Raw genomic sequence first — 11,821 nt, 5'->3', positions numbered from 1 at the left:
GCAACGACGACGCCCAAAGCTCCAGCGTCGTTTCAATCGAAGCGCCCGTCATCACCACGCTCCCATGACGAATCATGGTGAGCCAGTGATTCAGAGTTCATAAAAATTCGCAACTGTAATGTTAGGCCCAAGGTTGGATGAGCCCCGCTATGTCCATGAACGCATGCGGGGCGCGACGCCGCCCCACGTTTACGAACTTACATTGAGGGAAAAACCTTTTCATGGCATTCGCGCGTTGCGTCTGACCCCAATCGGCGGCAAAGAGCATATCTTCGGACGGTCAGGTCTGCTTGCCCACACGTATATGCTCGGGCCGAAAGGCCACTCCAACGGATGCGTGGTCTTCAAGGACTACCACGCATTTTTGCGTGCATTCGAAAGCGGCGAAGTGAAACGCTTGTTGGTAATGGCGCGTATAGATTGAATTAGGGCCGCGCAAACAGCGCACGATGCGAATCCGACTTCGAGCGCGTAGTTATGCGCTGGCTGATAACGCGCGGCTGATGTTTCCAAGTAAGTCTGCCCCGACTGACGGGCTCCGGCAAGCTTGCCGCGCCGACGAGCAAGGTGGATGGGCTCAAACCAATCAAAATCTGTTGGCCATTTTTGAATTCCAAGTTGGCGACTTGATCGCCTCTCCCTGTTACACCACGATATTGGCAAGCTGATCGTAGCACTGCCCAGCATGGGAACGCACATGTATTGGAGCTCGGACTGGCGCGCGATTGCCTATGTTGCGGTTGCAAAGGGGAGGAGAGCCGGCGATGCTCGATGGGGTTATTTTGCTGTGGTTCCTTCTCACGGCGCTGTCCATCGCTTTTGTCGCGATCGATATTCGCTCGACGCCCGAATCGACGGTGATGAAATGGGGCTTTGTGCTGGTGACGTTGTTCACCGGACCGTTCGGGGCGTTTCTTTATGTCCTGGGTTGCCGTGAACCGCTGCCCGGCCTGCACGAGGCCTATGTCGCAACGCCATGGCGACAGGCGCTCGGCTCCGCCATGCATTGCGTCGCCGGCGACGGCGTCGGCATTCTCGTCGGGGCGGTCATCGCGGCCCTTCTGAGCCTGCCGCCGCTCGCGGATTTCCTTCTCGAATATGCGCTCGGCTTCATGTTCGGCTGGAGCATTTTCCAGGCTCTGTTCATGCGCGACATGGCCGGCGGGTCTTACGGCAAGGCGCTCAAGACGACCTTCATTCCCGAGCTCACCTCGATGAACTGCCTGATGGCCGGAATGGCGATCGTTTCAATGATCGGCAAGGCGTATGTCGCGGGTAGCGATCATCCGTCGTCGCCGGCTTTTTGGTTCATCATGAGCATGGCGCTGCTCATCGGCCTCTGCGCCGCCTATCCGATGAATTACTGGCTGGTGGCGAACAAACTCAAGCACGGCATGACGACGGTGCGGCCCAAAGGGGCGACGCCGCCCATTTCCGCCATGCCAAGCATGGCGGGGAAGCCTCACATGGCCTCGGACGGCGAGATGGCGAAGCCGGACGGCGAACATATGGACGAGCACTTGGATGCGCACTTGGATGCACACATGGACGGGCGCATGGACATGCGGCCGAATGTCAGCACGCAGATGATCGCCTTCGTCGTCGGGCTGTCTTTTATGATCCTGATGATCGGCCTCGCCGTCGGCGTCGGCTTTTCCCAAAAATCTTGATACGCGGAAAGTCGAGACGCTCATCATAAGCAAGACGACTGGCTATCCGGTTTGCGCCGCTGACCGAAATCGTATGAAAGGCAACGCATCGATCGTCAGCGCCGCGATGCATACAAATTCGCCGACGCCCTCCGCAATCACCATGTCGCCGATTGTGAGTATCGCCAGTCCCTTGGAAATTTCAGAGAAGGCAAATATCCGATTTGCCCTCGCCAAGCGCGCCAGCTCGCCCAACAGCCTACAAGGCTCAGCAGCGATTGTCGTCGCCCAAATTCTCGCGATCTCGCTTTTTCTGGGAGATGGTCGGAAATAAGATGGCGCTCGTGAAAAGCCCATGCCTCGCCTTCAGAGATGGAGCGTTGCTCCTCTACCGCAATTAGCGACCGCGATTGTGGCCGGCATGCGGCCCCTCCTGGGCATTCGGACGTCGTCGCCACACGCTAGCGTTTCCCGCGTTTCCTCAATCAGTGTCCATCGTTGGAAAAATGCTGATAGTCGACGCTTCTTTTCCAATGTCCGCCCCAGCGCCAGCCTTGCCGTGAGAAGGCCCTCGTCACGACATCGCCGTCGACGATGATCCCGACAATATCTCTCTTGCGCTTATAGGGCTGGTCGTAGGCGCGCCCGGCGTCGGGCTCGGTTAAATTTCCCTCGCGATAGGGATTTTGAACGGGATTGATGTCCACCGCCATTCCATAGGCGTGTCGCGACATCGCGCCGCGATCGGTGGTTCGGCAATTGAAGGCGCTGGTATTGTTCGCCGCCATCGATCGCGCGTCGTCGCCGCCAAATTCATCGATCAGCGACATTCGATAGATTCGAAATTTCCCGCTGTCGTAAATTTCCTGAAAGGCGGCCGCGACCGCCTTTGCGACGCTTCTTGCGACGATTAGTGAGCCGGTTTGCGTATTGCCGTCAAAATCGAGGTAAGGGACCCGCAACAGGACAAGCTCCTCCCGTCTCGGACAGGGAAGCTCCGCGCGCCACGATCTTCCCTGCATATAAGCCCATATTGCGTCCGGTATTGGCTCGGCCGTCACCTTGGCGCCCCGCGCATTTGCGCTTGCGCCTGCAAGCATCAAGAACCCAAGCGCCGCCGCTCGTCTGGCCCGCATACGGCGCCTTTGGCCCTTTCGAAATTCGGACAATACGGTCGACATGCGCGCGTTCCGGCGGCTCTATGCCTTCCGAAATAATAACCGCCCTGTAACAGTCGATCCACTCGTCAGCTTGGCCGTCGATTCATGTCTTCGAAGCGAGAGCATTGGATACGATCAACGACGCCCGCTTGCAGGCGGCGATGCGCGCCGTTTTAGGCTCGCGACGTAGAAACGCCCCGACTGCGGCGTCGCAGCGGGGCGTTACATAGCGCTCTCAACAGTTACTTGGCGCTCTCTGGCGCTCTCAACAGTTACTTGGCGTTCTCAGCGCAAGGCGCGCGTTTCTCAGCAGCGCCATTCCCAGATGCCCATATGGTCGTTCCAGTAATAGCACACGCCTGGATCATGCGGATGTCCGGGACTGCTCCAATCCCGATGCTGATAGCGCCAGGGCCCGCCATAGGCCTGGATATCGCCGTCGTAAGGAAGCGCGCCAACGCGCTGGGCCTGTGCGGATGGCGCGAAAGCCAGGAACGCAGCGACCATCAATAGCGTTAATTTGAGCATTGCTTCCTCCCAGTTGATTGACGTTCGCCACATGGAACTGGGATGCATCCAGGCTCATTCAACCCCAAGCCGGCCCTGCACAATTACTGATGCATGAGCACATATGAACGCTCGGAAATATTTGTTGCGCCGCCGAACATGCAGAGAGCGCGCCGCGAAAAACCTAAACTAGGTCCCTCGCATGGACGCGCTCTGGATATTTTGAACTCGTTCGCATGATCCGCCGCGGGCGATTTCGCCGACGGCGAAGCGATCTAACGTTTCGCGAAACGCTCTATGGCGTCGATGAACGCATCGGGCGAAGCGGCGATGCGACGCGCGATATTTATCGGCAGCTTGATAAGGATGCGAACCGTCGAGAACGTCGCGGCCAAGGTCGACGAAGAAACAAGACGCTGCATTCATATCTCCATTCATTGGCGTGCCGCTCATCCCGGGGGCGGAAGGCGGCCGAGAGATAGCGCGAGCATCTATTTTAGCCATGCAGACGTTTCAGCCGGTTTGCTGCAATGTTGCCGATCGGTTTCAGCCCTGCGACAAATTTGTGCGCGGGCGAAAGGCTTGCGCTGAACATTGATCCGCCTTTGCCCGAAATACGCCTTCTTTGACCAAAAAAAGCCAACTTATCATATAGACAAGCCCAAGTTAGGCGCGCGCGCCATGCCGGTGAATGGCGTCGCATTGGAGGGGGCTATGAAAAAGTCATCGGCTGTGGCCGCGGCCGTCGCTGCGCTGTTCCCTGCGCTGTTCCCCGTGACTCCGGCATCGGCTTTCGAATCGACGGCGGCGGTCCCGCCTGCGCCGTTGATCACGGGGATGCTCGCGTCGAACCCCGCGCCAACCCTGAGAATTGGCGCCTATGTCGGCGAGTTGAGCGACCAGTCGCTGGTCAACATCACCGTCCTGCGGCCCTGGGCACCGAATTTCGCGTCAGGACTTCTCGTCGACGCCCACGCCGTTTACACCGCCTATCGCTTTCAGAGCATCCCCATCGAATTGGAAATCGAAGGGGGAATCGCCAAGCGCTTTGGCAATCGCCAAGCCGGACAGCAGTGGGAATTCGATCTGATCCCGATGGCGAGATGGACCTATTTCCCATGGAACGACTATGTCTACACGAATTTCAGGCTTGGCCTGATCGGCGCGAGTTACGTCACCGGCATTTCGGATTTCGAACGCCAGTTTGACAGCAGCGGCCATAGCGCCCCCTTTCTGAACCTGCTCGTTCCGGAACTCACCGTTTCCCCTACCAAGGAAGCGCCATTTGAAGTTTTCGTTCGCGTTCAGCATCGCTCAGGCATTTATGGCCTCATTGACGGCGTTCACGGCGCCTCGAACTACATCTCGACCGGCGTTCGCTTTACCGCCTTTTAACGATCTATTGACGCCGCGCCTGATGTGGCGCCGCCACGATCATTGCCCGAGAATATCCGCTCGCATTCGTTTCGCGACAATCTCGACCGCCGCCGCGACCCGCGGCGACAGCGGCGCCCCGAGCGTGAAGTTTTCGCCTTCGATTGTGTAAACGATGCAGCGCGCCGGCAAGGCGCCAAGCGCCCTGGCGAGCTCCAGAGCCTCGGCGAGGCCCAAGCCATGCGTCGAAGCGCCAAAACCCCTCTGCGGCAGCGGGCCTTCGCCGATATCGAAGCGGCGCATCTCGCCAGGCGCTTGCCCGGAAACGCAGGCGTCAACGATGAAGGCGGCGTCCGCGCCCTTAAGTCGCGCCAGCACGCTTGTCGCCTCGCCCTCCTCCTCGATGATTTCGACGCCGTCGATTAAAGCGCGCAGCGCGCGCGCGACCGCGCCGCCCACGCCGTCGTCGCCGCGTTGAGGATTGCCGACACAGAGCGCGATGACGCGCCTGCGCTCGCGCGCTCTATCCGCCACGATCGATTTCGAGCCGCAGAAAATGAGTCGCGCAGGAAATGCAGGGGTCGTGATTGCGGATCGTCTGCTCGCAGCGGTGACGAAGCGCCTCATCCGGCAAATCGAGCCAGGCTGTGGCGAACGTCTTCAAATCCTCTTCGATGCTCGGCTGATTCTGAGATGTCGGCGGGACGATGCGCGCGTCAGCGATCTTGCCGTCGGAGTTGAGACGATAGCGGTGATAGAGCATGCCGCGCGGCGCCTCGGTCGCCGCAAAGCCGGTCGCCGAGCGCGGCTCCACTTCCACAGAGGCATGTTCGATCTCTTCGTAGTCCTCAATGATCCGCAGCGCCTCGTCGCAGGCGTAAAGAACCTCGACGGCGCGAACGATGATGCTTCGGAACGGATTGGCGCAGACCGTTCCAAGTCCGGCTTCGTGCGCGGCCTCGCGCGCAAGCGGCGAGAGCGACGCGGCGTTGAGCGCATAGCGCGCCAGCGGTCCCGTGAGAAAGGGGCCCCGCGCCTTGATGTGCGCATGCAGCGCCGTCGAATGTTCGACCTGCGTTTCCTCGAAATGTTCGTCATATTCGGCGGCCGAAATGTCGAGTCCGCGGCTGGAGGCGATTCGGCCGTCGCTGAACGGGTATTCGCCGTCTCCCCGTAAGGCGACGAATTCATAGTCGCGCTCGACATCGGGGAAATCAAAGCCGGCCGTCCAGCGCACGGTGGCGAGCGCCCAGTCCCGCGCGCGCTTCAAATCTTCGGCCAGCGGCCGAAGTTCGCGCTTGCGCGGCGTGCGGTAAAAGCCGCCGACGCGGACATTGATCGGATGGATTTCACGGCCGCCGAGAAGCGCAATGATCGCATTGCCGGCTTTTTTGAGATTGAGCGCACGCTGCACGATGTCGGCGTGATCGCGCGCCATTTCGATCGCGCCTTCATAACCGAGAAAGTCAGGCGCATGAAGCATATGGACGTGCAGCGTGTGGCTCTCGATCCATTCGCCGCAATAGATGAGTCGCCGCAGCTCGCGCAGAGGCCCGTCGACGACGACGCCGAGCGCATTCTCCATCGCGTGAACCGCGCTCATCTGATAGGCGACCGGACAGATGCCGCAAATGCGCGCCGTGATGTCTGGCGCCTCCGTAAACATGCGGTCGCGCAAAAAGGCTTCGAAGAAGCGCGGCGGCTCAAAAATGTTGAGCTCGGCCGACTGCACGACGCCGTCGCGCGCCACAACCTTGAGCGCGCCCTCTCCTTCGACGCGCGCAAGCTGATCGACCTTGATCGTCCTAACCTTCATGACGTTCGCTTTCCTTTCGGAAGGCGTCGGCATTGGCGTTGAAGGTCCGATAGATGCGCTTGAGCGCGTCATCGTCCATGCCGAGCTTGCGCAACGACGCAGAGAGCGATGGCGCGTTGGGCGTCTCCATCGGCCCGTAGCAGCCATAGCAGCCGCGATTGTAGGAAGGGCAGATCGCGCCGCAGCCGGCGTGAGTCACAGGCCCCAGACACGGCGTCCCGTGTCCGACCATCACGCAGAGATTGCCGGCGATCTTGCATTCGACGCAGACGCTGTGCGGCGGCGTCTGCGGCTTGCGTCCGGCGAGAAAAGCGGAAATCACTTCGACCAGCTGCCGCGTGCCGATCGGACAGCCCCGCAATTCGAAATCGACCTTCACATGATCGGCGATCGGCGTCGATGTGGCGAGCGTCTGAATATAGTCGGGCCGCGCATAGACGATGGCGGCATATTCCCGCACGTCGGCGAAATTGCGCAACGCCTGAATGCCGCCAGAGGTGGCGCAGGCGCCGATTGTCATCAGCAAGCGCGATTTCTTGCGGATTTCCTTTATGCGCTCGGCGTCATGCGGCGTCGTCACCGAACCCTCGACGAGCGAGAGCTCGTATGGGCCTTCGACTGTCGCCCGCGTCGCCTCAAGGAAATACGCGATCTCGACTTCGCCGGCGATCGCCAGCAGTTCGTCTTCGCAGTCGAGCAGGCTGAGCTGGCAGCCGTCGCATGACGCGAATTTCCACAGGGCGAGCTTTGGTCGAATACGCTCCACGTCACAGCTCCCGACAGGCGAGAAAATCGCGGACGCGGTCGTAGGAATGCACCGGCCCGTCCTTGCAGATGAAGAGCGGACCGAATTGGCAGTGGCCGCAATGGCCGATCGCGCATTTCATGTTGCGCTCCATCGAAACGAAGATTCGCGAATCCGCAATGCCGACGTCTTCCAGCGCAAGCGCGCTCGCGCGGATCATCACCTCGGGCCCGCAGATCATCGCGACAGTTTCCGCAGGATCGAAACGCAGCTTCGACAGAAGGGGCGTGACATAGCCGACGTCTCCCGGCCATTCCGGACCGGCGCGCTCCACCGCTACGCGCAATTGGAAGTCGGGCGTTCGCCGCCACACCTCCAATTCGCTGCGAAAAATGAGATCGTCCGGCGCGCGCGCGCCATAAAGAACGCCGACGCGTCCATAAGCGGCGCGATGGCGCAGCAGCCAATAGATCACGGGCCGGAGCGGCGCGAGACCGATGCCGCCGGCGATCAGCAGCACATCAAAGCCTTTGGCTTCTTCAACCGGCCAGCCAACTCCGAAGGGACCGCGCAGACCGACGCGATCGCCGATCTTCAATTTTCCAAGCGCGGCGCTCACCGGCCCGACGGCGCGAATCGTGTGGGTGAGAAGCTCCGGCGCCTGGGAGTCGCCGCTGACACTGATCGGAATTTCGCCCACGCCGAACGCATACAGCATGTTGAATTGACCCGGCGCGAAGGGCGTGGCGCGCTCTGGCGCGAGATCGAACGTAAATACGTCTTCCGACTCGCGAATGAACCGCGTCACCGGCGTCATGCGCGGGACCATCGGGTGGAGCGGCGTCGCGCAGGCCTCAAGCGTTTGCGGCATCATACATCCCGAGCGCCTGCATCCGCGCCGATTGCAAACGTTTGACGAGCGGCGGAATGAACCGCTTCATCATTTCATAGCCGACGCGCGGATCCGCCTCGCATTTGCTGCGCAGGCACTTGCCGTCAAATGCGATGGCGCGCGTCAGTTCCATGGCGCGCGCGTCGAAAGACGAGCGATAGGGCGGAATGAGCCAGTCGGCGCCGAGAATCTCGCCGCTCTTGACGGTGAGGAAGGCGAAAGTTCCGCGTCCGGGAACAAAAGTCTCGAGCGCCACCGCGCCATGCCGCAGGAGATAGAATGAGTCGGCGGCGGCGCCTTCGCGAAAAAAATATTCTCCCGGCTGCAAAACGACATTCTTCGCGCAACCGGCGACGAGCGCCAGCGTGTCTTCATCCAACCCCTCGGCGAAGGGATGATGACGGAGCAGATCGGCAATGTCCTTCATCGCGGCTCCTCGGCGGAGGCGTCATGTCCGCGAATGGCGCGGACCTCCTCGGTAATGTCGATGCCCACAGGACACCAGGTAATGCAGCGGCCACAACCCACGCAGCCCGAAGATCCGAACTGGTCGATCCAGGTCGCGAGCTTGTGGGTCATCCATTGGCGGTAGCGCGATTTCGCGCTGGCGCGCACGCTGCCGCCGTGAATATAGGAAAAGTCCATCGTGAAGCATGAATCCCAGCGACGCCAGCGTTCGGCGCGCTCGCCGGAAAGATCCGACACGTCTTCGACCGACGTGCAGAAGCAGGTCGGACAGACGAGCGTGCAATTTGCGCAGGTCAGACAGCGCGTCGCCACCTCATCCCAGCGCGGATGTTCGAGATTGCTCATCAGCAGTTGGTTGAGATCGTCCGAACGCATTTCGCGGCCCATCGAGGATGCGGTTCGTTCGATCACGGCTTCGGCGGCTTCGATCGCGCGGTTTGAGGCGGCGCGATGCGGGATCTGCGCGATGAGCGCGCGTCCTTCATCGCTGCCGGTCTCGACGAGAAAAAGATGTTCGCCGTCGTCAAGCAGTTCGGTCAGCGCAATGTCGAAGTCCCGCTTGACGCGCGGACCCGCCTGCATCGAGACGCAAAAACACGTGCCTCCGGCCTTGCCGCAATTTACCGCGACGATCAGCGCGCGCTCGCGCAACGCCTTGTAGTGCGGATCGGCGTAGAGGTCGCTGATGAGCGTCCGATCTTGAATTTCAATCGCGCGTATTTCGCAGGCGCGAACGCCGATGAAGGCCAATCGATCTTCGGGCTGCGCCTCGGACGCTAGGCTGATGTCGTCCCCGTGGCGCTCCGCCGTCCAAAGCCGCAGTTTTGGGGCATGGAGATATTTCTTCCACGACTGCGGTCCGACCGAATATCCAAAGAGGGCGTCATCGCTGCGACGCAGCAGCCTATAGCAGCCGCCATCCTGTTCATCGGTCCATCCACGCGGCAGATCGTCGATCGATTCGATGTCGTCGTAAACGATCGCCTGATTTTGCATGGTTGGTCCGACGGCGCGATAGCCGCGCGCCTGGATCGCCTGCAGCAACGCTTCCAGGCCGTCGACCGTTATCGTCGCCATCGCGCCGTCAACCTTTGTCACGATCCGCTCCTGCCGGAATCCCTTGGCGTCCAACTCAGGATATATTGGGCCACAAGAGATTTTGTCTGCGCCAATTATATGCTTTGCCGGCGGCCATGTGACGCGGCGATGACATCACGCGGACGTTAGAAACCACGCGATCTTTTCACGTCTCCCCCGAGCGGCCTTCGACGCCTCGTCGGGCCAGCGACAGGGCAAGCGCGCCGAATTCGCGGCTCGCCGGTTGCTCGCTTCCCGAGCACGAACTATCCTGACGTTCTAATTCGGCCAACAGGCGCGAAGAACAAGGCGAAGGCGACGCAGCGTCGTTCGCGCCCGAACCAGCGAGGATTGCTCATGTCGAATAGCTCCGACCCGTCCGAGCCGACGCCGCCGCATGAAGAGAACTGGGCGACGACGATCGGGCACGGCTTCGAGACGCTCGAGCACGGCATCCAGGAGATCAGGAGCCAGCCGGCGGAAGTTCTCTTCCTCGACGTCCTCAAAATTGATCTGCCCTATATCGTGATGCTCTCGACGGCCGTGCTCGGCATCGGCATCGTCACCTTCACCGGACAACCGGTCGCCCTATATTGGGAGTTCCTGACGCCGGTCTATTGCGCCATCTGCATTTACGTCGGATGGCGCCATACGGAAACGACGCATGAACGCACGCGGCTCATCTGGACCCAGGTGCTGCACTGGGCCGCGTTTCTCTTTGGCATGTGGCTGATCTATTCGCCGCCGCTGCGCCAGCTGATCGACGTCAACGCCGCCGGCCTCAATTTAATGGTGCTGCTCGCTGTCGCGACATTCGTCGCCGGCGTTCACGCCGCCGCTTGGCAAATCTGCGTCGTTGGAGTCCTTCTCGGACTCTTCGTTCCCTTGGTGGCGATTGTTCAGCGCTCGTCGCTGTTCATTCTCGTCTCCGTGCTCGGCGTCGGCTTTATTGCCGCGAGCATCTACATCACGATGCACGCGCATCGCCGACACAACAAAGCCGCCGAGGACGATTTCGCCTGAGCGAAGCGCGCGCCGGCGTTTTGCCGGCGCGCGCGCGTATCGGCTAGAGTGCGGCTCACGAAAAAGCGGGAACCGGTTTTTCGCATAAAGCGCGCTCTAAATGATTAGAGTCGATCAGATTATCTGCGCTCAGACGAGTCCGCCTGAACGCAGCGTGATCTAGGCGGACGCCGGCTGCGCGGCGAGCGCGGCGCGGATGGCTTCGTCCTTGGACTTGTCGAAAGAGGTCCGCAGCACGACGCCGCCAACGCCCTTTAAGCCTTCGAGCACCTTGTCGGTCGTCATCTTGCGCACGAGCAGGAACAAGGCGGCGCCTCCTGGCGGAATTGCGGCGGCCACGTCCTTCATGAATTTGTCGTCGATGCCAAAATCGGTCAGCGCCCCGGATACGGCGCCGGCGCCGGCGCCAATCGCCGCGCCAGCAAGCGGCATCATGAAGATCAACCCGATCAAAGCGCCCCAGAACGCGCCGGAGACTCCGCCAAGGGCCGTAGTGCTGAAGAGCTGATTGAGCTTCACTGCCCCGTCCGGGTTTTTGACCGCGACGACCGCGTCGCCAAGTTCGATCAGATATTCCTTCTGCATAGTGAAGAGCTTCTGCCGAACCTCCTCGGCCTTTTCTTCGGAGGGAAACGCAATCACGAGAAGATCATTCATGGGCCTCTCCTATTCCGCGCACAGATCTCGGCGCGGCGCCATTGACGATCTAGTCCAGTGAATAGCGCAAGACAATGCGGCGCGGAGCGGCTCTCCTCGGATAAGCCTCGGCGGGCGGCCGGACGGCCCGCGCCGGCTGCCACGCCCGGAGCCGGCGCTACCGCCTTCTCAACGAAATTCAGTTTTCGTGACGGCGCGCGACCTCTGCGCGGACGCGATGCGGAATGCGACGCGGCGCGGCATACAGAAAGCAGAGCGGCGACAGCGCCGCAGCCAGCAGCAGCATGGCGACAACCATAGGGCCTCTCCCGGATTTTTCGTTTGTGGACGCCGCCCGCCCCAAGCGGGCGGCGCCATGTCTCTTCGTTCAGCCGATTACTCGGTCAGAAGGGCGACGCCTTCCTTGCCGATCAGACGCTGAATGTTCATCAGCAGCTGAAGAACGACGCCGAA

14 protein-coding genes and 1 pseudogene are annotated in these 11,821 nt (G+C 60.8%); 5 read left to right on the top strand and 10 right to left on the bottom strand.

The genetic code is table 11. The annotated features are described in order from the left end of the window. Positions 1–121 precede the first annotated feature (121 nt). From AB7I51_RS16445 to AB7I51_RS16435, 3 genes and pseudogenes are all read left to right on the top strand, one after another. Positions 122–424 (top strand): annotated as a pseudogene (locus AB7I51_RS16445) (DUF2778 domain-containing protein); the annotation flags it as partial. A 340-nt stretch (positions 425–764) separates the two neighbouring features. Then, positions 765–1,670 carry a DUF4396 domain-containing protein gene (locus tag AB7I51_RS16440; protein ID WP_428405362.1) on the top strand — a complete coding sequence of 302 codons (906 nt, stop codon included), beginning with the start codon at positions 765–767 and terminating at the stop codon, positions 1,668–1,670. 73 nt (positions 1,671–1,743) lie between these two features. Next, positions 1,744–1,983, top strand: coding sequence for a hypothetical protein (locus AB7I51_RS16435; RefSeq protein ID WP_428405363.1), 240 nt, complete (start codon positions 1,744–1,746; stop codon positions 1,981–1,983). A gap of 151 nt (positions 1,984–2,134) precedes the next feature. Here the strand turns inward: AB7I51_RS16435 and AB7I51_RS16430 are convergent, their stop codons facing one another. The 3 genes from AB7I51_RS16430 to AB7I51_RS16420 all read right to left on the bottom strand — a co-directional run bounded on the left by AB7I51_RS16430 (position 2,135) and on the right by AB7I51_RS16420 (position 3,738). Then, the gene (locus AB7I51_RS16430; protein WP_428405364.1) at positions 2,135–2,785 is read right to left on the bottom strand and encodes a M15 family metallopeptidase; all 651 of its coding nucleotides are present in this window, start codon (positions 2,783–2,785) and stop codon (positions 2,135–2,137) included. Positions 2,786–3,115: 330 nt separating this feature from the next. Beyond that, positions 3,116–3,337 carry a hypothetical protein gene (locus AB7I51_RS16425; RefSeq protein WP_428405365.1) on the bottom strand — a complete coding sequence of 74 codons (222 nt, stop codon included), beginning with the start codon at positions 3,335–3,337 and terminating at the stop codon, positions 3,116–3,118. 254 nt (positions 3,338–3,591) lie between these two features. Further along, positions 3,592–3,738, bottom strand: a complete 147-nt coding sequence (locus tag AB7I51_RS16420; RefSeq protein ID WP_428405366.1) for a hypothetical protein — start codon at positions 3,736–3,738, stop codon at positions 3,592–3,594. 292 nt (positions 3,739–4,030) lie between these two features. Here AB7I51_RS16420 and AB7I51_RS16415 point away from each other — a divergent pair, with 292 nt between their 5' ends. Continuing rightward, positions 4,031–4,711 (top strand): hypothetical protein, encoded by a 681-nt coding sequence (locus AB7I51_RS16415; protein ID WP_428405367.1) that lies wholly within the window; start codon positions 4,031–4,033, stop codon positions 4,709–4,711. A 39-nt stretch (positions 4,712–4,750) separates the two neighbouring features. Here the strand turns inward: AB7I51_RS16415 and AB7I51_RS16410 are convergent, their stop codons facing one another. The 6 genes from AB7I51_RS16410 to AB7I51_RS16385 are packed head-to-tail and all read right to left on the bottom strand — an operon-like array spanning position 4,751 to position 9,709. Beyond that, a complete protein-coding gene (locus AB7I51_RS16410) occupies positions 4,751–5,224 on the bottom strand; it encodes a hydrogenase maturation protease (protein WP_428405368.1) in 474 nt (157 codons plus the stop codon). After that, positions 5,214–6,506, bottom strand: coding sequence for a Ni/Fe hydrogenase subunit alpha (locus AB7I51_RS16405; protein ID WP_428405369.1), 1,293 nt, complete (start codon positions 6,504–6,506; stop codon positions 5,214–5,216). Before AB7I51_RS16405 ends, AB7I51_RS16410 begins: the two co-directional genes overlap by 11 nt. Then, complete coding sequence (locus tag AB7I51_RS16400; protein WP_428405370.1) at positions 6,496–7,272, bottom strand: oxidoreductase; 777 nt, start codon at positions 7,270–7,272, stop codon at positions 6,496–6,498. Before AB7I51_RS16400 ends, AB7I51_RS16405 begins: the two co-directional genes overlap by 11 nt. A gap of 1 nt (position 7,273) precedes the next feature. Next, the gene (locus AB7I51_RS16395) at positions 7,274–8,125 is read right to left on the bottom strand and encodes an FAD/NAD(P)-binding protein (protein ID WP_428405371.1); all 852 of its coding nucleotides are present in this window, start codon (positions 8,123–8,125) and stop codon (positions 7,274–7,276) included. Next, positions 8,106–8,570 carry a cyclic nucleotide-binding domain-containing protein gene (locus AB7I51_RS16390; protein ID WP_428405372.1) on the bottom strand — a complete coding sequence of 155 codons (465 nt, stop codon included), beginning with the start codon at positions 8,568–8,570 and terminating at the stop codon, positions 8,106–8,108. Before AB7I51_RS16390 ends, AB7I51_RS16395 begins: the two co-directional genes overlap by 20 nt. After that, the gene (locus tag AB7I51_RS16385) at positions 8,567–9,709 is read right to left on the bottom strand and encodes a 4Fe-4S dicluster domain-containing protein (protein ID WP_428405373.1); all 1,143 of its coding nucleotides are present in this window, start codon (positions 9,707–9,709) and stop codon (positions 8,567–8,569) included. Before AB7I51_RS16385 ends, AB7I51_RS16390 begins: the two co-directional genes overlap by 4 nt. 336 nt (positions 9,710–10,045) lie before the next feature. Here AB7I51_RS16385 and AB7I51_RS16380 point away from each other — a divergent pair, with 336 nt between their 5' ends. After that, positions 10,046–10,711 (top strand): hypothetical protein, encoded by a 666-nt coding sequence (locus AB7I51_RS16380; protein WP_428405374.1) that lies wholly within the window; start codon positions 10,046–10,048, stop codon positions 10,709–10,711. A gap of 159 nt (positions 10,712–10,870) precedes the next feature. Here the strand turns inward: AB7I51_RS16380 and AB7I51_RS16375 are convergent, their stop codons facing one another. After that, entirely contained in the window at positions 10,871–11,368 is a 498-nt protein-coding gene (locus tag AB7I51_RS16375) for a DUF1269 domain-containing protein (protein ID WP_428405375.1), read from the bottom strand. Positions 11,369–11,821: the final 453 nt, after the last annotated feature.

It is taken from the genome of Methylocystis sp., assembly GCF_050246715.1.
GTDB lineage: Bacteria > Pseudomonadota > Alphaproteobacteria > Rhizobiales > Beijerinckiaceae > Methylocystis.
Note: the sequence above shows the minus strand (reverse complement) of the source record. Positions and strands in the feature narration are given on the sequence as shown.